Genomic DNA, 21,527 nt, shown 5'->3' with positions numbered 1-21,527 from the left:
TATCGTCGCTATCGTCAGGTGATTCCAGCGATCCGGAGACAAGTCGCATGCAGCCCTGGCCGAAGCAGTCCGCCCTCACCATCGGCTTCGCCCATGCGGCCTATCAGCTGCGCGACGAGTATCTGGCGCGTAACGGCGCGGCGGCGAGCTTCGAGGTCCGAACCGTCGACGATCTCAAGGCTCGGGCAGCGGAGGCCGATGTCCTCGTCGTTTCCGGCCTCTGGCGCAACGAGATCCTGGACGGGTTAGGCAAGCTGCGCTTCATCCAGTCGATCAGCGCCGGCACCGACCAGTTCGACAAGCCGAAGCTGGCGGCGGCGGGTGTTCGCCTCGCCAGCGCCCAGGGCGCTAACGAGCGCGCCGTCGCCGAACATGCGATCTCGCTGATCCTGGCGCTGGCGCGCCAGCTCCATCTCGCCCGCGACAACCAGGCAAAGGCCAATTGGCGGCCGATGATCGGCGATCGCTCCCGCCGCGAGGACGAGCTTGGCGGCCGGACCCTGGTCATCGTCGGTCTCGGCCGTATCGGCCTGCGGCTCGCCGCAATCGCTTCCGCCTTCGGCATGCGCGTGATCGGCGTGCGCCGCCGGCCGGGCTCGGAGCCGAATGTCGAGGCGATCGTGCCGCCGGCGGAGCTGCACGCCGCGCTCGCGAAGGCTGATTTCGTCGCCTTGACCTGCCCGCTGACGCAGGAGACGGAAGGGCTGATCGATGCCGCCGCGCTCGCGGCGATGAAGCCCTCGGCCTATCTGATCAATGTCGCGCGGGGGCGTGTCGTCGACGAGCCTGCGCTGATCGCCGCGCTCGAAGCGGGCCGTATCGCGGGCGCCGGCATCGACTGCGTGTACGAGGAGCCTCTGCCGGCAAGCTCGCCGCTCTGGGCGATGCCGCAGGTGCTGCTGACGCCGCACAGCGCCGGCGAGACCCGCGCCTATGAGAGCAATGTCGTCGATATCCTCTTGGACAATCTCGGCCGACTGGAGCGCGGCGAGGCCGCGCTGCTCAACCAGATCGTCTGAACAGCGCCGATACGAGTCCGAAGCGTTTGCGGCGCCACTGTTGCGCGGAGTCATAAAGGCAAAGCCTCCCCGGCGGCTCTGCGCTCGCCCGGGAGGCTTTGATCCGGTCCGAACTCACCAGCGCGGGCGCGGGCCGTAGCTGCCGTCGCAGCCGACCAGCGGGCCACCCGGATAGTAGTCGTCGATGATGATGTCCGGCATGGCGCAGCCGCGGTTGGTGCTGCGGCTGATGCGGCGGCGCTGCTGCCCGTAATCATCGGGCTCGACCATGACGGTGCGGCCGTCATAGCGCGGTTCCGCCTGCCGCGCGGTCGCCAGTTTCGGGGCGGGGCGCGGAGCCTGGGCGCGTTCGACAGTCTTCTCGGTCGCCTGCTGGCGCACCGGCGGCAGCGGCGCCGCGGTGACGTTGGTGTCCTGGCCGTCCTTGCCGGCGACCTGCGAGGCCGGAACGACCGCGTCCTCGGCGCTGGCGCGCACCAGCTTCTGGACGCCGGTGTCGAGGACGAGCGTGCGGAAGGGAGCATCGCCGCAGCCGCCGCAGCGGGCCGGGTCGAGCGGGACGAGATCGACGCGTGCCTTGCCGTCGTCGGTGGCCTGGCCTTCGCCGGTGGCGCGGGCGGCGATCACGACCTTGCCGGCATCCTCGAGCTGCATCTCGATCAGCTGGGTGCGGAGCGCACGGGCCCGGCGATAATTGACGACCTCGTCGCCGCCCGAGACCAGGATGGCGAAGGGTGCGCCCTTGGGAGCATTGCCACGGAAGATGTCGCGCAGCTGGGTGATGGCGCGGCGGGCATCGGAGGAGACCTCCCAGCTGCCGGGCGCGAAGGCGATCTGGCGCGTCGTCATGATCTCGCGGGCCGACTGGGCGACGCCGAGCGAGACGGTGCGCGAGGAGAATTCCAGCTTCAGCGACTGCGGCCGCTCGGCGACCTTGGGTGCATCCGGGTTGCCGCCTTCGGCCTGCGCGAAACCGGCGCCGGCCGAGACGATGACGGCGAGGGCGGCGACGGCGAGGCGCAGGCGGCTGGTGCGCAGGCGGGCGGTCTGGTCGAGCTGGAAGCCCATGGCGGGTCTCCTCATGAACGGGTGTGCGCTGGGCACGTTGCCAGACCCTTGGCGATCCCTGAGCCGGTTTCGCAGATGCCCGGGGAACCCTGTGCGGGAATTTGAACGTGCGCGCGTGAGAGGGCGCTCATTCACTCGCTGTTCAGGAAAAAATGCGGTCTGCCGCGAAAATCAGGCAAACCGTGGCAAAGCTCGGGCAACGCCACTGCTACGACCCGCCTTCACCCGAGCCGGCCGTCGCATTGTCGAGGCTACAGGACTATGCGAAGAGAGGGTAAACAGGGGATCTGGCTATGAAGAACGCAGATGAGCGCAAGGACAACGGCGAGCTTCCCCAGATGATGTCCCGCCGGGCGCTCGGTGGATTCGTCCTTTCGCTGCCGCTGCTGAGCGCTCTTCCTGCGCTGGCACAGACCGACCAGGGTGCGACCAATATCCTGCGCTCGCTGGCGCCGCATGATCGCGTGCCGGGTCGCTCAGGTGGTGGCGCAAGTGGTGGCGGCAGGGTCGTGGTGCGCCGCGTCGCGCCGGTGCCCCGCCGGGTCCATCCGCGCGGTTACGGTTCGGATGTCGTGATCGACCTGACCCGCCGCGTCGAAGTCACAGTCTTCTTCGACAACGACTCGGCGACGCTGCGCCGGGGCGCAGAAGCCACGCTAATGCGGCTTGCCCTGGCGCTGCGCGATCCGATCCTGCTCGATCAGCGCTTCCTGATCGCCGGCCACACTAGCGCCGAAGGCGGCTACGACTACAATGTCGAGCTCTCGCAGGAGCGGGCTGCCGCGGTCCGTGACTGGCTGGTCTCCTACGGCGAGATCAGCCCTGGCCGCCTCGTCGCCCACGGCTTCGGTCCTGATATGCTGCGCAATCCGCGCAGCCCCTATTCACCCGTCAATCGCCGCGTTGAAGTCATCGCCATCACCGGCTGAGTTTTCTACCGTCTTCCCGAAACAACCATTTGCCTCAGGGGGCATCGTCATGGCTTTGTTCAAGCGCCTCATGCTCGGTCTCGCGCTGCTGATGTCCTTCAGCGTCGTCGCCAGCGCCCAATCGCCGAATTCCCGCATCAACCTCCTGGTGATGTCGGACGACGCCGATCCGGATACGGTTCCGCGCAACAACCGCATCTTCAATCGGGTGCAGCTCCAGCTTTCGGAGTATCTCAACACCCGCGGCTTCCAGGTCTATGACGAGACCAGCCTGGCGCTGGGCATCACCCAGACCGCCCGGGTCCGCCGCCGCGACGCCGAGCTGATCGAGATCGCCCGCGCTGTCTCGACCCCGGTCGACGCCATGGTCGTCTACCAGATCTACGCCTCGGCCCGCCGCGCCGTCGCTGCCGACATCCGCTTCCCCGAGATCCGCATCGCCGGCCGCGTGCTCAATGTCCGCTCCGGCCAGTTCATCGCGGCCTTCGAGGTCGGCGGCTTCCAGCTGCCCGCCTTGCCGAACCCCTGCAGCGCCGAGTGCCTGCTCGAGACGGTCGGCACCCACTCGCGCCTCCTCGCCGCCGATCTCGGCGCGGCGATCGCCCAGAAGCTTGAGGGCTTTGCCCGCCCGAGCGGTGGTGCGGCTGCTGTCGGCAAGGACGGTATCGTCCTCGGCGGTGGCGCCGGTGCGGGTGGTGCGGCTCCGGTCGCTGCTGGCGGCGACGGCTGCAACAGCCTGCCGACCGACTTCGTGATCCAGCTGCGCGACTTCACCGCCACGGAAGTCGACCGGGTCGAGAGCGAGTTCGTTCGCTGGGGTTGCTACCGCGCCCATCGCGCCACGCAGATGACGTCGACCTCGGCCGACTTCTTCTACACCACCTCGGCCGACTCCGCTCGCCTGACCCGTAATTTCCGCCTGATGCTGGAGCTGGTCGGTCTGAACGGTCAGGTCACCTTCTCCGGCAACCGTCTGGTTGTCAGCAAGGTCGCCACCCGCTGATCGGATTGGGTGGCCGGGTAACCATGAATCCCGGCCTTCCCTTACGAAAAAGCCGCCCGGTCGACATGGACCGGGCGGCTTGTTACTTTAATTATGGCAGCAATATGTGCCGGCTGGGCGCGAGCGGGGCAGGGGGGTCCGTTTGCCGCAACCGAGCCGGTGGTCGATGCGGATATTTGACACATGGATTGGGGTATTGACCCTGCAAGGGTCGCGGAGATCAGCACGATCGCGTCTTCGCGGCGGTTTTCCGCCCGGGACACGGAGAAGTTCGTTCTCGCGATCACGGGTGGCGGTTCGGAGAATGCCGATCTGCCCCTCTGGGACATGCTGCAGGTCTTGTTCTCGCTGGGAGCGCTGACCGCAAATCCGCGCATGCCCGCCCGCGACGCCGCCATCGGCTGCATGCTCGACGAGAGCGGCATCCTGTTGCGGCCGCTGCGCCAGGATGGGCCGGTGCGCGTGAGCTTCGCCGGGGCGACCATCGAGGCCTCCGCGGCCGAGATCGTGCTCTCCTATGGCGACAAGGGCGAGGCAAAGACCCGCTCCTTCTCCTGGAGCCGGATCAGGCGCGCGCTCGGCCTCGCCGACTTCCTCTTCGCGGCCGAAGCGGATGAGCGCTCGGAAGGCGGGCTGGTCGCCTTGCGCACCGCGCTCGACGCGGTCTTCGCCCTGTCCTCCTTCGACGAGGACGGCATGAAGCGTGCGGTGCAGGAGCCGGCCCGTTTCATGCGGGCCTGGCGCCGGCGCCATCTGCCGCTGCTCGCCTTCGCCGACCTGATCCGCCAGCGCGAGGCCTTCCTCAACGCCTCCGGCCGGCGTGAGCGCCAGCGCGAATTCGATCCGGACGATCTGATCGCGCTCTGGAGCTTCGCGTTGCTGCATGGCGAGACCTGGAGCTTCGCCCGCTTCGCCGAGCGTTTCAGCGCCCTGATCCGCGAGGAGCGCTCCAGCGTCGGCCGCCGCGACTTCATGGCACCGGCTTCGATGGAGACGCTGATGGCGCGCCAGCCTTCGGAGAATCCGGAGGAGGCGCTGATCGCCTGGCTCGATCATCAGGCAATCCTCGGCGAGCTCGAGGTCGACGAACCGGACGAAGACGAGGAGCCGGACGAGGAGGATGAGGACGGCGTGGTGCGCGAGCGCGTCTACGCCGCGTTGATGCGCCTGCCGGCCGAGCCGAAATTCCTCAACAAGGAGGAGCGCGAGGCCATCGGCCGGGCGCTCGCCATCCTGCCGCTCGCCCACGAGCAGCCGCTGACGCTGGCGCGCTCGCGCGCCGTCGCGCCCTGGGAGAACCGGCTGGTCGAGGCCAGCCGCCGTATCGCCGGCTCCAATCGCGGCCAGGTCGACCAGAGCCCGGAGCCGTTCGACTATGCCGGCATCGCCGCGAGTCTCGCCGCTCTGGGCCGGCGGCTCGACGAACTGTTGCTGATCGGCAATGCCCTCGAGGCGATCGAGGGGCCGGAAAGTGCGGCGGCGACGGCCGAGGGGCAGAAGCTGCTGCGGCGCTGGCGCCATGATCGTGCGAGCTTCCGGATCGACGATGCGAAACTGGCGCTGACCTTCGCAAGGCATGGGGGAGCACTGAGAACGGTCGCAGCGGCCCTGCACCGGATCAACAGGCAACAGAAGCGCTTCGGAGAAACGACGGACCTGGTCGCCCAGGCCGCCAGCGACGAGGCGCGGTTCACCGACGTCTTCTCGCAGCGCTATCAAGGGCGATCGAAACGGCCATGACAGACTTCGCTAACCAGGGTCCGCTCGAAGACGACCTCCGCGCCGGCCGCGCCACGGCCAGGCTGGTTCTGGCGGCGCTTGCGAGCACCGAGCCGGAAGAGGCCGTCGCCGCGAGCATCAGCCGGGCCGATCTTTGGGCGCATGCCCGCCGCGTCCGTGGCGAGCCGGTCAACTTCGCTGCCGAGCGTGCCATCCGCACCGATCCGGAGGCAGCACGGCTCTATCGCCGCTTGCTCTCCTTCCAGGCCGTGGCGCGTAGCGAACTCGCCGCTGCGGCCTATGACAGCAGCGCGACCCACCGCCGCATCGGCTCGTTCGAGCTCGATGTGATCGAGGAGGACGATGCGCCGCCGGCCCTGGTCATCCAGTGCCTGTCGGAGACCGATCCGGCCCCGACCATGATCGAGGTCGTCTCGATCGAGGGCGTGGTCCGCCTGCCGCTGCCGGCGCCGGTCGACAAGCACATCGTCATCGACCTGCCGCGGCAGGACGCCGAGCGTGACCTGCTGCGATTGATGCTCGCCAACCCGCTCGCGGGCGTTTATCTGCTGTAACGCCGGGAGCGCTGCCGAAAGCAGCGCTTTTACCCGGCATGAAGGGACGGCAGGGCCTGCGGGAGAGATGATGGCCGGAGATCAGAACGCCAGGCGCTCCGGCGTCTTCGTCGTGGTGCCGACGACCGACCAGCCGATCATCCTGAAGAAGCTCGCCTGGTCGGCCCGCGTGCCGGTTTCGCGCGTCGTGCTGGCGACCGAGAGCTCCGAGGTCTGCGAGCCCTGGAGCACGCAGTACAGCAACCTGCTGCGCCCCGGCGAACCCTTGCGCCAGATCCTCGGCCTGCCCGATGGCGGCAGCTATCGTCTCGCCGCCTCAGGCTCGATCGACCAGGGCAAGAGCTGGATGGTGCCGACGCTCGCCGCTCATTGCGCGCTCACCCATGGCGAGGCGGTGACGCACAAGGCCTCCGAGGCCAAGCTCGTGATCTGGGGCACTGGCGCGATCGACCTCTCGGTCGCCGATACGGCGAGCGAGGCGCGCGTCACCCAGCAGGAATACCACCTCACCACCAAGATCGACCGCTGCCGCCATCTCTTCGCCGATGCCGAGCATGGCGCCACCCCGGTGCTGGCCTTGGTGCCGCGCGGCGAGGAGGCCGAGCGCGCCGTCGCGATCCTCGGCAAGATTCTGGGTGGCCAGCCGCATCATATCGTGGTGGTCTCGTCTCTCGCGGACATCGCTGCGCCGATCGACCTCTTCCTGCGCAGCGGTGCTTTCGAACCGCAGGCCGTGGCGTCCGCACTGGATCGGCCGACAGCACCGGGATCGTCTTCGATGGCCCTGAGACCGTTCGAATCCAGGAGCGCCGAGCAACCCGCTCAGCCGCAGCCTGCGCAAACAGCCGCTGCGCAGCCGCAGCAGACCCTCGTCCAGCCGCGTCCTGCCGGGGATGAACCCTCCATCGCCGATGTGCTGAAGAGCCCCCAGGCCCCGCGCTCACGCCGCCAGGTCCTGGGCGACAAGCCGGCATCGACCGGCTCTTCGTCGCGCCTGCCCTTGATCGTCGCTGCGGGCCTGGTGCTCGTAGCAGGCGCAGCGGGGGCGGGCTGGTATCTGACCCGTGGTGGCTCGGCCGAGGATCCTTATCAGGCTCCGCCGACGCTGACCCAACCCGGGACCAGTGGAGCGACGCAGCCGACTTCTGGTCAGCAGATCGGCGGGCAGCAAGGCGCGACCGCACCCTCTCTGGGGCAGCAGACAGCGCCTTCGCTGAGCCAGCAGAGTGCCAGCGCTCAAAGTGGGCCTGTCGCGATGCCCGGCTCCGCTCTGGCGCGGCTGGTGACCTTGTCCGCACCTGCCGGCAGCACCTGTGAGGCTCAGATCTACGAGATCCGCCCGCGCTATAGCGAGGCGTCGGTCGATATCGGCGAGGTGGCGAGCGTTGCGATCGATGGCCAGGACATTTGCGGGCTGGCGCTCGATCCGGTCGCGCCGGCCAAGGCGAAGTTCCAGAACGGGACAGGCCCGGCCGTCGTCGCCTCCAAGTCGACGCCTACCCGCGTGGTCTTCAATCCCAATGCGATCCGCGGCGGCATCACCGCTTTCCCGGTGATCCAGGTCGAAGAGCCCAGGGCCATCTCGATTCAGATCACGCGGCGCTGAGCCGGCGGCGCCGTCATGCTCGGGCTTGACCTGCGCCTCTCAGTCCGGATGAGGCTCCGGTCGGCGCTTGCCCGTCACCCGATACTCGGCTCTGCGCGGAGTTTATCCTTGGGCCGGCCGAAAGTCGGACCCGAGGGCTTCGGCCGAGAATGACGGCGAGCTGACCCCGCTACAGCCCCGCACGCGTCAGCCCGCGCCACAGGCCCCAGGGCGGCGGGTCGCTGGTCGGCGAGAGCTGGCGAATCGCGGCGAGGCGGCCGGCGATCAGCGCGATCGCGATCGAGGGCAGCGCCATCAGCATGTGATGCGAGGTCGCCGCGGCGATGAAGGTCATCGGCTGACCCATCACTGGCAGGAGGCCGAGCGCGTTGCCCCAGGAAATGCTCCAGTGCAGCGAAAAGATCGTGGCGATGCCGACCAGGATGATCGCCATGCCCTTGTTCGCGCCTTCCTGGGCCGAGCCCATGGCGCGCTCGCGCATCAGGCTGACTGCCAGCGCCAGCAGGCCGAAAACGGTGATCACCTGCGCCGCCAATAGCGCCAGCCCGGCCGGCAGGCCGAAGCGCACCATCAGGAAGGTGGCGATGAAGTCGTTCTGCACCACCGGCAACCGGACGAGGTCGCTGACGGTGAAGCGGCTGACGGTTTCGTCCTGTTCCTCGCCCTTGCGCTCGGCGATCGGCGTGACGCGGGCGCCGGGCAGCATGGCGCAGAGCGAGACCGGCGAGGGCGGCAATTCGTCGAGCGCACGGCGCACCTCGACCGGCGTCTTGTCGAGGCCGAGATCGAGCCGGGCCAGCGTGCATGGCATCTCGGCGAGCGCGACCTTGGACTGCAGCAGCTGGAAGCCGAGATCGCGATGGATCACGTCCGGGCTGCGGTCCTGCGCGGCGGTCTGCGTCCGCTTGGTGGCGTGGTCGAGATCGTACCAGGTCAGGAGCCGCTCGGCCGGGACGCGGAACAGCCCGCCGCGGGCCTTCTCGAGCGTGTCGATGGCGGCGAGCCGCTCCTTGGGCAGGCTCCACTGGCCCGAGATCGCATAGGTGACGAGCCCCGGGAAGACGTAGATCAGCGCGGCATTGATACCGAGCAGGATCACGAGGACGAGCGCCAATACGCCGCCGCGGGGCCAGCCGAGCCTGCGGACCTTGCGCTGCGGCGCGTCGGCCCGGCGCAGGAAGACACGCATGATCTCGACCAAGCGCTTCAGCGTGCTCGGCAGCAGGAAGGCGAAGGCGAGCACGACGGTGGTAATGATGATGATCAGCGCCGGCGAATAGTCGCTCTTCAGGAACGGCACCGCGGTCAGGAACAGGATGAAGACCAGCACGGTCGCGAGACTGACCGTCAGCCAGGAGATGTAGTGGCGCTGGTTGTAGAAATAGTCGATCCGCGAGAAACCGAGGAAGATGTGCGCCAGCACCAGCACGAGCGCGATCTTGCCGAGCTCGACCGGCTGGAAGCCGGCGACGCCGGTCTCGGTGCCGAGCACGCCCCAGGCGACGAAGGCGGCGAGGATCAGTATGGCGGGCACGGCACGCAGCAGCTGGTCCTTGAAGCCGACGCCCATGAAGAAGGAGCGCGGCAGCGCCGCGATCGAGCGCTGCGGCTGGAAGGCGATCACCACCGCAACGACCGGGATCAGGTCGAAGAACAGGAGCTTGTTCTTCTCGGCATGGATGGTGAAGTCGGTCTTTTCCGCGTCGAGGCCGAGGGCCAGCAGCGTCAGACTGCCGAGGCAGCAGAGCATGACGAGGCCGAGCCAGGTCACGCGCAGCGGCGTGGTGAAGCGCGGCCCGATCATGATCGCGATGCAGGCGATCGCATAGGCGAGGATGGTGGCGTGCACCGCCGCCTCATAGGAGATCGAGGCGCCCCCGAGCCGCGACAGTTCCGGCGCGAGCACCAGCATGGTTGCGGCCCCGATGAAGGCTGTGGAGCCGAGCGCGCCGACCAGCCGGACCAGGATGGCGCTGCGCCGGAACAGGGTGGCGTGGTGCATCGCCGCGAGCACGCCGAACACGGCAATGCCGAGAGTCAGCAGCAGGCGCACGATGCGCTCGACGCCATTGAGCGATGAGAGCGGGTTGCCGAGCTCGGCGGCCGACATCGGCTGGCGCGGCGGCGTCACCACCGGCCTGACGCTGTCGGTCGTCGCGGTCGCGCGCAGGGCTTCGGCGTCGTCGGGGGCGAAGCGGTGGGTCTTGCTCAGCGGCGTCAGGCGCAGCGGCAGGCGCCCGTTCGCTTCCTCGCCGATGTCGACGGCATAGCGGGTGCGGCCGATGATCATGTGGCTGAGCCGCGCGGGCCCGTCGGGATCGAGCTCCCAGGCGATGTCGGTGAAGTCGGTGATGCGCTGGTTGCCGCGCGCGAACAGCACCGGCGGGCGCGGCGCGTCGACGGCATCGCCGGGAGCGAGGAAATAGCTGCCGCCGCGCGCGACGATCGTCAGCGCCTTGAAGGGCAGTGCGCTGGCGCCGACATGGGCTTCCTCGCGCACCGAGCAGGTCAGGCGGCCGCCGAGCGAGACGATACGGTCCTCGCCGCGTTCGTCGGTGGCGATCAGGCCGGTGACGATCTCGCGGATGCGGTCGGCGCCGCTGCGCGGCTGGCAGACGGAGAGCGCGTTGCCGTCGAGCCGGAGCGTCGAGAGCGGTCCCGTCGAGTCGATGGTGAGCTTGCGGGCCGGCTTGCCGGCTTCGGTCAGGGTCAGTGCCAGCCGTCCGGGCCGGGCCTCGTCGACCGCGATGGCGAGCGCACCGGCGGCGATGCGGTCGCCCGGCTGGAAACGCCAGCGCGCCGAGAAACTGCCGGCGCCGTTGAGATAGTCGAGCCAGAGCCGGCGCGTATTGGCGACGTTGCGGATGGTGACGCGTCCGTCCGGCTGACGGGTGAGGGCGACATGGCGCGCCTCTGCCGCATCGAAGCGCTGCGGCTGCAGCAATTCGCGCCGGCCGATCGTCACGGTCTCGCCGCGGGCGAGGGCGAGATCGAGCCGCTCCAGGCTGACCACGGGGCGGGCGCTCTCGATCAGATGGGTGGTATTGTGCCACCAGAAGCCGAGCACGGCGAGGCAGAGCGCCAGCAGGACGAGGCCGGTCACGGCCCCGCCGGCACCGCCGATGCGGATGCGCGGCAGGCGGAACGGCCGCAAGGTCAGCCAGCGCCCCATCAATTGGCGCAGCGCGGTGGTCTCGCTCACTTCTTGTCTCCGAGCGCGGCGACCTTGCCGAGCAGGCCGGCCATCAGGCGTCCGCAGGCGCGTCCGCCGGTTTCCCGCGTATGCGAGACCAGGCAGGTGAAGGCGACGCGCTTGCGCCCCGCGACATTGTCCATCCAGCCGGCGAACCAGGCCGAGTTCATGCCGTCGGTGGTGTCGGCGGTACCGGTCTTGCCGTAGATGCGCTTGCGGATATCGGGCGGCAGCGAGGCCATCACGCCGGCGGCGGTGCCGCCGGGCGAGTTGACGACGCCATGCAGGCCGCGCTGCGCATCGTCGAGGAAGGGCTCGGCCTGACGCGGGTCCATGCCGGGGATGACCGGCTTGCCCTCGTTCGGCATCGGCGTCTCGGCGACGTCGGAGACCGGCTTCAGCACGCGCGGCAGGATGACCTTGCGGGCGCCGACCGAACCGTAGATCGAGGCCATGGCGATCGGCGTCGCGCGCACGCCCTGGCCGTAGGAGTTGGTGGCGAGGTCGATGCGCCTTGCATTGCGCTTGTCCTCGACCGCGAGGTCGAGCGCCTCGCCGGTCAGCCGCTGCGCGCCCGGGACGATGCCGCGGGTCAGGTCGACGCCGGGCTGGGCCAGCGTGCCCGGCTGGGTGATCGGGTAGAGATGCTCGGTCATCTGCGCCAGGATCGTGCCGGTACGCCCGGGCACGGTCGTCGGCCGGCCGCCGACCTTGCGCCCGTCCATGGTCAGCGCCATGCCGGCGAACCACAGGTTCGACGACTTGATCAGCGCCTCGCAGAAACCGATCTGCGCCCCGCGGCCGGCATCCGGGCAGCCGCTCTGCGCCGGTGAGAGGATGCCGACATTGAAGCCGGCGCCGCCATAATTGGCGATCGCGACACCGTCGACATTGAGGATGCCGCCGCCCGGGATGCCGAAGACCTGCGCCTGCTGCCCCGGCGGCATCCGGCCCATGATCATGTCTGCGAAACGGGGCTGCTCGCGGATGCCGAGGATGCTGGCGAGGCCGGTGACCAGCTTGAAGGTCGAGCCCGGCATGGTGTGGACGTCGCCGGCGCGCCAGCCATGGCCGGCGAGCGGCGAGTCGCTGTCGCGCCCGGTCGATAGCGCCTGGATGTCCCAGCTATGCATGCCGGGCACGAAATCGGGCCAGCTCGCCAGTCCGAGCAGCGCACCGGGCTCGTCGCCGGCATCCATCAGCAGCACGACGGCGCGGCCGTCGCCCTGATCCGGCGGCTCCTGCTCGGGGGCGAGATTGACCGGCAGCGGGCCGGGCTTGCGCGGACGCTTCCCACGGCCGAGACGCTCGCCCATATGTTCGTAGACGGCGTCCTGCACCAGCTTCTGCAGGCGCGGCTCGATGGTGAGCGTCAGGTTCTCGCGGGTGCGGGCCCGGCCGAGCGCGGCCGAGAGCGAGCCGACATCGCCAGCGCCATAGCCGATCAGCGCGGTCAGGCCGAGCTCGTCGACGATCGGCAGCGGCACGCCGTTATTGTCGAGCGCCGGCGTCCCGTCGGCGAAATAGAGCGCGCGGGCCGCGCCGGTGCGCCGCTGCGTGACCGCGCCACGCCAGCCGAGCTCGCAGACCAGCTTGGTCTTGGCCCGCTCGCAATCGGCCTCGATATGCGAGGAACGCCAGAGCTTGACCTTGCCGTCCTCGCTCTGGACGCCCGGCCCGCCGAGGATCTCGCGGGCGCGCGGCGGCACCGCCCGGACCGGCTGCCCCTCGAAGCCGATCTCGACGTCGCGGCGGCGGGCGCCGGTGATGGTGAAGCGCCAGCCATGCGGCAGGCCCTGCTGGGCCTCTTCGGCGCAGGTCGCGAATTCGTCGCTGTCGGAGCAGACGCGCTCGGCTGCGATCGCGAGGCCGGCGAGGCGCACGGTCTGCTCGTCGCGCTTGGGGTCGAGATTGACGCGCTCATTGCCGACGACGATGCGCGCCGGCTCCAAGATCATGTCGACGGTGATACGGCGATTGCCGGCCGGCAGTCGCGTCGAGAGAACGAGCCTGTCCTCGGGCGCGCGCAAGGGGCCAAACAGGGCCCAGTCGGAGAGCTGGTTGCCCCGGCGCTTGGCGAAATCGGCGAAGTCGCGCGGCGGCGGCACCGCATTGGGCATCACATTGAGCGGCGCGGCGAGGTCGGTGGTCTGGGCGACGCGCGCGGTCCAGCTCGACGGGCGGCAGCCGGCCGGCACCACCGGCAGCGTCAGCGCCGTGCCGTCGGCGCAGCGCCGATCCGGGGCGCGGTCGTCGCGAGCGCCGGCGATCAGGAAGGAGTTGTTCCAGGCCAGCATTTCCGAGCGGATCTGCGCGCCGGCCGGCAGGTTGCAGAGCCGGTCGAGCAAGGTCCGCGAAAACTCCTTGGTGCCTTGCGGCGTCGGCACGGTCAGCGAGGCGTCGTAGAGCGCTTCGCAAGGCTGCGAACGGATGACCGGGCCGGCGGCATCGAGCCAGATCAGCCCGGTCGCGACGCCCTGCTGGAACAGGTCCTCGTTCGAGCGGCTGGTCTCGGTGAAATCGGGCTGCTTGATCCAGGCACGGCTGGCGGCGAGCTCGCCGATCAGCCCGCCCGACAGCCAAAGGAAACCGGCGATGGTGACGGCGCCGACCGCGACGGCGGTGAGGCTGCGCTTCAGGCTGCGGAGGAGCGGATGGCTCATGGCGTCGCCTCCCGGAGCTCGACCACCAGCGGCCCGAGCACGAAGGGGCCGTTCGGCGGGATGATGCAGGTCCCGGCGGCCTGCGGCTTGCGCCCGCCGAGGAGCCAGATATCGCCGGCCGACTGCACGGCGACGCCATCGGGCGCAGCCGCGATGAAGCCGACCGGGTTGTGATCATAGAGATCGTCGAGCCGCTCGACCACGCCCGAGCCGAACTGGACGCGCACGGCCTCGCCGAGCCAGTCGAAGGTGCCGTAGCCGCGCGAGGACTGGTCGGGTCCGAAGGCGATCGGCGTCTGCTCGCGCGGCAGGCCGATATAGCCGAACTCGCCGTCCTCCAGCCTCAGCAGCGAGCGGCGGCGCCCGTCGAAGCTCATGCTCTCGGCGCGGAACTCGCCGCCGACGCGGCTGTAGCGCAGCTCGCGCCGGTCGTAGCGGCGGGCGTCGCGGCCCTGCACGACGATGCTGTCGCGCTGGGCCAGCATGGCCGAGGACAGCAATCGCCCGCCATGGCTGCGCTCGACCCAGTAGCGCGCCATGCGCCTCCCGCCGAAATTCTCGGGGATGGCGAGGCCGGTGACGGCGAGATGCGGGCCCTTGGGCGGCTGCGCCTGCAGCCGGCTCGGCCTGCGGTCGAGCGTGACGTCGACAAGCCCCAGCGAGACGCGGCCGACCTGCGGGCGCACGCCGAGGATCTCGAAGCGGGCATCGACATTGCCGCCGGGCAAAGCCAGCGTCTCGACCTGGATCGCCTGGGCGCGCGCCTCGGGCGTCTGCGGCAAAGCGGTGAGCAGCGGCAGGCCGCCGGCATCGCGGGCGGAGGCATCGACGGGGTAGCGGCCGAGAAAGAAGATCGTGCCGCCCGGCAGATCGGGATGCACCGCCGGCGTCAGCATCTCGCTGCGCGAGAAGGCGAAGCGCGCTTGGCCGGAATAGAGCCCGCCCGGCGTGTTGACGCCGATGATCGGCTGGCCGATCGCGGTCTGCGCATCCTGCCGGATCACCACCTCGCCATGCGGCAATCGGCTGTCGGCCGGTGGGGCATGGACGCCATGGCCGAGATAGACCGCGACCGGTGCGGTTGCGTGCAGGCTCTGCTCGACATGGACGGTGACGCCGATATCGGGATCGATCACGTCGCGGAAGCGCTGCTCGATCCGGTCGGCGAGGAAGCGCCCGAGCTCCTGCGCGCCCGGCAGCGCCTCGGCGGTCAGCACCACCAGCGAGGTGAAGGGGACGTCGATCGGCTGCGGGCCGCTGCCGCCATCGGTCAGCGCGATGCTGCGATAGCGGTCGATCAGGTCCTCCAGCGAGGCCTTGCCGTCCTTGGTCGGCTGGCCGCCGGCGGTCAGGCTGAAGACCGGCTTGCGCCAAAGGTTCTCGATGCCGGGCATGGCCTCGCCCGGCTCGCCGGCGACTGCGCGCAACGACGTCAGCCGCCGCGGGTCGTGCATCACCAGGTCCATGAGATCGGGCAGGGCCATGGCGTCAGCTCACTCGGGCGGGGAGAAGGGTTTGCAGGGCGCAATCGCTCTTGTGCGCTCCGGGGCAATTTTCGGAACCGGACGTCATCAAATACGCGAGTCGTCCCGGGCGACCGGAGGGAGACCAGGGACCCATTCCAGAACCCTTATCTGATAGGCTCCGGAATGGATTCCCGATCGGCGCCGCTTCGCGGCTTGTCCGGAATGACCTCGAATGGCGAGCGGGGCACATCTCGATTCTCAATAGATCCGCGAGACGCGGTCGTGCTCGATCCGCCAGCAGGCTTCCCAGCCTTCGTTGGCGGCGACCACCGTGACCTTGCGGCTCACCGGTGACAGCACCTCGCTGATGATCTCGCAGACGCCGAAGCCGTCTAGCCCTTCGCGATGGGCCTCCACGATCGAATCGCCTTCGAGCAGCACCATCGGGTCCTGGCCATCCAGCAGCGGACGCAGGCGCGCCAGCGCCTTGCCCTGCGGGTCTAGGCCCGGAATCGTACGCACGAACTGGAAGCGGCGGCCGAGATTGGCACGCCCGCCCAGGCTCGGCGCCGCCTCGTCATGCTCGGCATGGACGCGTGCGCCCGAGCCGATGTCGTAGCCGAGATAATGGATGCGCTCGGCCGCGAATTCGGTGCGCAGGCCGGTGGCGCCGAGATCGCGCATCTGCACCGCCATGGCGGCGATGCCGAGCGGGTTCTTGTACTGTACGGCGCTGCCGGCCATGTCGCCCTCGATGCCGAGGATGGCGGCGCCCGCGATCACCGCCTTCTTCATCGCAGCCGGCGAGAATGGCCGCTCGAACGGGAACGCGGCGCGGCTGGCGTCGGCTTCCGTGGCGATCGCCTCGAAGATCGGCGGCCAGAGCGCGGCGCGCCCGGTCGGCACCATGATCACGGTCGGCCGGCGCGCTGGGTTCGGGCCGGCGGCGCGGGCGAGGCGCGGCAGCAGGCCGCCGAGCACGGCGCCGATCTCGGCAAGGTGTTGCGACGCCTCGCCCGCGCCCTTCTCCAGGGCGCTGCGCGAGAGCTTCAGCACCAGCCGGCGCGTCCCGGCCCTGTCGGGCCCGTCGATTGCGAGTTGCAGGCCCGGCCGCTGCGTGACATCAGCCAGTGCCGGTTCGTTCTGGGCGACATAGAGGCCCGCCGGATCGCCGTCCGGCTTCAGCTCGGCAAGGACGATGTCGAAGGTCTCGTCGGCCGCTTCGACATCCCAGCGGTAGCGCGTGCCGGCACCTTGCGCCTTCTCGCTCAGGCGGGTGGCGAGACCTGTCTTGGCCCGCTTCACCGCATTGCGGAGCCAGCTGCGCGCCGCCAGCGCGCCAGCGTCCTCGCGCTGGATGGCGCGGGCGAGAGACGCTTCGGCGAAGGCCGGCTGCCAATGAGCGTCCTGCCCGTCCATCGCGCGGTCGATCAGGGTGGCAGCGATACCGGTCAACTCCTCGTCGATCAGATCGCCGCCGACGGGCAGGCCGAAGGTCACGAGCGTCTGATGGCTCAGCCGGTCGCCGTCTCGGCGCAAAGTGGCGAGGGCGACGTCACTGGTGCCGCCGCCGATGTCGAGCGTGACAAGCAGCGCCTCGCTTTGATCCGGGACAGCGGCGCGCACCTCCGGCAGGCTGGAGACATAGCGCGCCGCGGCGACCGCCTCGGGCACGGTGACCGCGGCATCCGGGAAGCTGGTCGCGCCCGGAAAGAGCCGCTCCAGGCGCTGGGCGAAGAGTTCGAGCGCGGCACGATAGCGCGAGGAGATCTCGTCGCCGATGCCGCTCGGGCAGGAGACCAGGATGCGCGGCACCACCGGCGGCGGCGCATGGTCCTCGACGCGCAGGCGGTCTTCGCCGAGGCGCAGCACGTAGAGATCGACCAGCTCGTCGAGCACATCGGCGACCAAGGGCGCGATCTCGACCGTGTTGGTCGCGACGACGCGGTCGGTGGCGGCGTCGTAGCGATGGACCTGCTCGTTGAGCGTCAGCGAGACCGCGCCGGAGGTCAGCGCGTGCTTGAGCGAGTCGATCCGCTTGCCGCTTTCGGGCAGGCCGGATTGCGGCGGCGGGGCCGGCGCCGAGACGTCGTAGCGCCGCGCGAAGGCCTTGAGCCGGCGCGCCACGCTGGCGCGGTCGGAGCCGATCAAGGCGAGGTCGGGCAGGCTGTGCGGTGCATGGTCGGCGCGCAGATTATTGCTGGAATCGAGGCCGACATGGCTCGGGATCAGCGGCGCGGCGCCGGCATCCTGCAGGGCTGCCTCGCCATGGCGCGGGTCGACATGGGCGGAAAGCCAGGTGCCGAGCGCCAGCGGCTTGATCTCGGTCGCCCGGCCGGCAGCACGCGGTGCGCCCGACCATATCGAGGTCGCGGACGCGCCAAGATCGATGCAGATCGGCAGGCGGTGGACGCGGCGGCTATAGCGCAGCGGCAGGCTCGCCTGCGCGAAGGCACGGCCGCCCTCGTCGGCGGCCTTGATCGCCAGCGAGACGGTGATCTCGCCGCGCAGCACATTGGCACCGCTGGTGCGAACGGCGCGCGACAAGGTCGTCGTCAGGTTCTGCATCGGCACGACGGCGCGGCCGCGCCGGCCGAAATCACCCTCGCGCACGATCTCGAGCGGGAAGGGCGTCGGCGGCTCGGCGATCTCGCTCTCGCCCATCTTGCTGGTGACCTCGACCGTCAATGGCGCCGTCCGGGTCAGCGGCCAGCGGCGCAGGTCGATCACCAGCCCGTCGCAGCGCACGATCGAGGTCTCGTCGTCCGGATCGACCTCGGCGTTGAGTCCGCCTGTGATCTCGAACTGCGCGCTGCTGCCCAGCGGGCAGGCGAAGTGCTGTCCGGCGATGGTGAGCGCCACCTCGCCGCGGTTCTGGCTGAGGATCGGCACCGAGCGGGATTCGAGCGCGCTCGACCAGGGCTTGGCCGGGCCGTCGGGATCATGGCCGGCGCCGTCCTGCCCGACCCAGCCGCCGAGCTTGGCGGTGAGCCTGACCTGCAGCGGCGCCTTCGGATTGGCCTGGATCGTCTCGTCGACGAAGTCGAGCACGGCGTCGCGCGTCAGCGTCACGTCGAGGCGTAACTCCTGGCCGGCGAGCGCCGGCGCGTCGGCGAGCCAGATCAGGTGCCGGCTGGTCGCGGTGCCGGCATCCGGAAAGCGCCTGAGCGAGACCGAATGGTCCATGGGAGCCGCGACGCCGAGCGAAAGATGCTGGGCCTTGATGCCGAAGCAGCTGGCCTCGATGGTCAACCCACGCCGGCCTTCGAGCACGATGTCCCTGGGAATGCCGACCGCGATCTGGCCGATCGCGATCTGCTTGCCGGCCTGCAGCGAATCGAGGTCGATCTCGACCGGCTCGATCTGCCATTCCGGCTGCGAGGCACCGGCGAGCGCGGCGATCTTGAGCAGGCGCCGCGGCGAGGCGCGCGTGCCAGCCGCGGTCTCGACGATGGTGGAGAACGCGATCTCGAGGCTGGCGTCACTGTCGATGTCGGCCTGCGCGCGGTGGTTCGCCACGGCGCGCATCACGGCTTCGCGCTTCAACCCCAGCACCAGCCGCTCGCCCGCCCGGACTGCGGCCTTGTCGAGGAGGGCATTGCCTTGCAGCCAGCCGATGTCGATGCCGCTGGCGAGGCTCGGCGCATGCGAGACCAACGAGACCGTCACGGCCTTGACCATGTCCTCGGGGGCCTCGAAGGCGATGAGGTCGATCAGCTCGCCGCTGCGGTCGAGCGCGATGGTCGCGGAAAAGCTCCCGAGGCGGGTCTCGAGATTGTAGCAGGGCAGGGTTGTCATGCGTCCTGCCTCGAAGCGGCGGACCCGGAGTTGCCGCCGAGCGTGCTGCCCCAGTGGTGATCCAGCCCGGTCAGCGCGGCGGCGGCGGCGAGATAGCGCGGCAGCATGTCGCCGGAGCCGGCCCTGAGCCGGCGATAGGCCGCGCCGAAGCCGGTGTCCTGCGGATCGGCCAGCGCCTTCCCGGCGAAGGGCACGCTGGCGAAGGCAGCATCGGCCTCGTGCCGGACCAGCTGCGCGAGGAGCAGGCGGCCATAGCCGTCGAGCGTCTCGCGCAGGGCCCGATTGCGCGCCGTGCCTTCGCCGGCCGGGCCGAGCAGCCTGTCGATCGCGTTCCCGAGCTCGGTCAGCGCCAGGGTCAGGCTTTCGATCTGCGAGAGAGAGCCTGCGAAATTGCGGCTGGCCGCCGCGAGCCGCTGCGCGCCACGCACGGGATCGCCGGACCGATGCGCGCGAGCCGCGAGGCCGGGACACCCGGCCGCGTCTTCCCACTCGCGGATGAGCTCGGCTGCGGCCGCAGCCTGCTCGACCTCGCGTTTCAGGGACGCGAAATGGCCGTGCAGCAGGACGATCTCGCCCGGGGTCAGCTCGCCTAGCCGCCGCCCGAGCTCGTCGGTGATCGCGGCGGGCTGATTCGCCTGCCGTGCGGCATCGCCGAGCTCGCTGCGCATGCGAGCGATCGCCTCGAGGCCCGGTGTCGGCTGCCGCAGCGGCTGCCGGCGCAACTCCAGAAGCAAGGCATCGAGCGGCGAGAGCCGGCGCTGTCCGCGTTGCGTCGCGGCCGCCGCCATCGCCTGCTCGACTTCGGCGGCAAGCCCGGCGTCGATCCAGCTCTGATGGACGCTGGCGGCGACGTCGTGGAGCAGCCGCATCGCGCGCCGGTCGTGTCCCGCCAGCGCCATGGCCTCGCGGGCGAGCGCCTGCGGGAGATTGGGGTCTTCGTACCAGGCGAGCAGCCGTTCCAGCCCGGCCTCGTCCTGTGCCGATCCGGGCAAGGGCAGGACGAGGCGCGCGGCGCAGGCCCGCGCCGCGAATTGCGGCTGAGCCAGGGCGCGCAGGAGCATGGCGAGCTGTTCGGTGAGCGTGCGCTCGCCGAGTTCGTCGATCCGGTCCGGGTCGATTCCGGTCGTCGTGGCCAGCGCTTCCAGCAGGCTTTCAGGTGCCTCGGGGGCCTTGCTGCGCGCATCGAGAGCGGCAAGAGCGCCGGTCGGCGCCTGGGCCGTGCGCAGGCCGATTTCGCCGAGGATGGCGCCGAGTCGTGGCGGCCTGGCCGCGCTCGTCGCTCGCCAGAGTCCCTCGGCCAGTCGCCTTGCCGCGAGGGCGAGGTCGTCATGCAAGGGCGCGATGCTCCCGGCGGTCGCGACAACCAGCGCGTTGCCGCCGCTTTGGCCGAGCGTCAGTCCGGTTGCGGCCGAGGCCGCGTAGCGCGCGCCATGCGAGAGCGCCGCGAAGGCGCCCTCCTGCCACAGCAGCGTCAACGGGCTGCCGCCAACGGCTTCACCATCACCCGCCCAGACGAGCTGGCGCCGCGGCTCGGCGAAGACGATGATCTCGTCCGCCTCGACCCAGTCGGGGAGCGCGAGCACGCCACCTCCGGCCTCAACGCGGGGCCGGAGCAGGCGAAAGCCGCGGCGCAGCGCAGCGACGCGGCCAAGCCCGGTCGCATCGACGTCGCGCTGGTCCGCCGGAGAGGCTGCCAGCGTGTCGAGCTCAGCCTCGATGGCGTGCCGCAGGTCCTGGTCGATCTGCGCCAGGCTCTGCCGTGCCTCGCGCATCGCTGCCGGCAGATGAGCCACCAGCAGTCCTTCTGCCGCGGTTTCGGCCTCGTCGCCGGCGAAGGCGAGCGTCAAGCCGTCGGCCTCACCGCGGTACGCGGTCAGCATGGTCGTCGCGGCCCGTTCGTCGTCCGGATGCAGGAAGGGGCCAGCCAAGAGCCGCCAGCTTTCGGCGTCCGAGCCGCTGGCCCGGTTGAGCCCGGCGGCCAGCATTGCCGACGGCGCCGATGGGAGCGAGCCGGCAGGGCCGGTCTGCTGGGCCAGCCGGCCTTCATCGTCGAGATAGATCTGCACCAGTGCCAGGCCGGCGGCGTTGCGATCGGCCTCGGCCAACGTCAGCTTGTCGTCGAGCTGCACCGGAATCTTGGTCAGTCCGCCATCGGGCTCGACCGTCACGGCATGGAGCGAATGGCTGCCGGGGGGCAGGGTCGCGAACAGCGGCGCCGTCCCGGCGTCGGCGGCGGCGATCAGGCTGATGCGGCCGCTTGTCTCTTCGGCTGCCAGGAAACGGGTCGGTGCGCTGTCCCGCCAGATCGCGGCGACATGACGCGAGCCGTCCCAGATGATGGCGACCGGCGCCACGGAAAGAGTCACGGAAACAGGCTCCGGGGAAGACGAATTGGGCGGGGCAACGTGAGCGGACCTTGCGCGATGGCCCGCCGTCTTGCAAGACATGCGCTCGGCTCGACCTTGTCGGTGCGGGCCTGATCTTGCGG

At 70.0% G+C, this 21,527-nt stretch carries 12 protein-coding genes; 6 read left to right on the top strand and 6 right to left on the bottom strand.

All coding sequences use genetic code 11. The features are described 5' to 3' along the window. Positions 1-47 precede the first annotated feature (47 nt). Positions 48-1,019, top strand: a complete 972-nt coding sequence (locus BMZ21_RS12975; protein ID WP_091834617.1) for a D-2-hydroxyacid dehydrogenase — start codon at positions 48-50, stop codon at positions 1,017-1,019. A 114-nt stretch (positions 1,020-1,133) separates the two neighbouring features. On the opposite strand, the gene BMZ21_RS12970 is transcribed toward BMZ21_RS12975, so the two are convergent. Continuing rightward, entirely contained in the window at positions 1,134-2,087 is a 954-nt protein-coding gene (locus BMZ21_RS12970; RefSeq protein ID WP_091834614.1) for a hypothetical protein, read from the bottom strand. Positions 2,088-2,380: 293 nt separating this feature from the next. On the opposite strand from BMZ21_RS12970, the gene BMZ21_RS12965 reads away from it, so the two are divergent. From BMZ21_RS12965 to BMZ21_RS12945, 5 genes are all read left to right on the top strand, one after another. Next, positions 2,381-3,016: an OmpA family protein gene (locus BMZ21_RS12965; RefSeq protein ID WP_091834610.1), complete on the top strand. Its 636-nt coding sequence runs from the start codon at positions 2,381-2,383 to the stop codon at positions 3,014-3,016. Positions 3,017-3,065: 49 nt separating this feature from the next. After that, the gene (locus BMZ21_RS12960; RefSeq protein WP_091834606.1) at positions 3,066-4,019 is read left to right on the top strand and encodes a hypothetical protein; all 954 of its coding nucleotides are present in this window, start codon (positions 3,066-3,068) and stop codon (positions 4,017-4,019) included. Between the two features lie 183 nt (positions 4,020-4,202). Next, positions 4,203-5,759 carry a hypothetical protein gene (locus tag BMZ21_RS12955; protein WP_091834603.1) on the top strand — a complete coding sequence of 519 codons (1,557 nt, stop codon included), beginning with the start codon at positions 4,203-4,205 and terminating at the stop codon, positions 5,757-5,759. Further along, positions 5,756-6,313, top strand: coding sequence for a hypothetical protein (locus tag BMZ21_RS12950; protein ID WP_091834600.1), 558 nt, complete (start codon positions 5,756-5,758; stop codon positions 6,311-6,313). Before BMZ21_RS12955 ends, BMZ21_RS12950 begins: the two co-directional genes overlap by 4 nt. 70 nt (positions 6,314-6,383) lie before the next feature. Beyond that, positions 6,384-7,919 carry a flagellar basal body-associated FliL family protein gene (locus BMZ21_RS12945; protein ID WP_091834597.1) on the top strand — a complete coding sequence of 512 codons (1,536 nt, stop codon included), beginning with the start codon at positions 6,384-6,386 and terminating at the stop codon, positions 7,917-7,919. Positions 7,920-8,088: 169 nt separating this feature from the next. On the opposite strand, the gene BMZ21_RS12940 is transcribed toward BMZ21_RS12945, so the two are convergent. The 5 genes from BMZ21_RS12940 to BMZ21_RS12920 all read right to left on the bottom strand — a co-directional run bounded on the left by BMZ21_RS12940 (position 8,089) and on the right by BMZ21_RS12920 (position 21,405). Further along, a complete protein-coding gene (locus BMZ21_RS12940) occupies positions 8,089-11,121 on the bottom strand; it encodes an MATE family efflux transporter (protein WP_091834594.1) in 3,033 nt (1,010 codons plus the stop codon). Further along, positions 11,118-13,775, bottom strand: coding sequence for a penicillin-binding transpeptidase domain-containing protein (locus BMZ21_RS12935; protein WP_091834591.1), 2,658 nt, complete (start codon positions 13,773-13,775; stop codon positions 11,118-11,120). The genes BMZ21_RS12940 and BMZ21_RS12935 overlap by 4 nt, the downstream gene beginning before the upstream one ends. Further along, positions 13,772-15,259, bottom strand: coding sequence for a hypothetical protein (locus BMZ21_RS12930; RefSeq protein WP_091834587.1), 1,488 nt, complete (start codon positions 15,257-15,259; stop codon positions 13,772-13,774). Before BMZ21_RS12930 ends, BMZ21_RS12935 begins: the two co-directional genes overlap by 4 nt. Positions 15,260-15,499: 240 nt before the next feature. Further along, on the bottom strand, positions 15,500-19,039 hold the full coding sequence (locus tag BMZ21_RS12925; RefSeq protein WP_091834584.1) for a hypothetical protein: 3,540 nt from the start codon (positions 19,037-19,039) through the stop codon (positions 15,500-15,502). Further along, positions 19,036-21,405 carry a hypothetical protein gene (locus BMZ21_RS12920; protein ID WP_143079703.1) on the bottom strand — a complete coding sequence of 790 codons (2,370 nt, stop codon included), beginning with the start codon at positions 21,403-21,405 and terminating at the stop codon, positions 19,036-19,038. Before BMZ21_RS12920 ends, BMZ21_RS12925 begins: the two co-directional genes overlap by 4 nt. Positions 21,406-21,527 lie beyond the last annotated feature (122 nt).

It is taken from the genome of Allobosea lupini (genome assembly GCF_900109525.1).
Taxonomy (GTDB): Bacteria; Pseudomonadota; Alphaproteobacteria; order Rhizobiales; family Beijerinckiaceae; genus Allobosea; species Allobosea lupini.
Note: the sequence above shows the minus strand (reverse complement) of the source record. Positions and strands in the feature narration are given on the sequence as shown.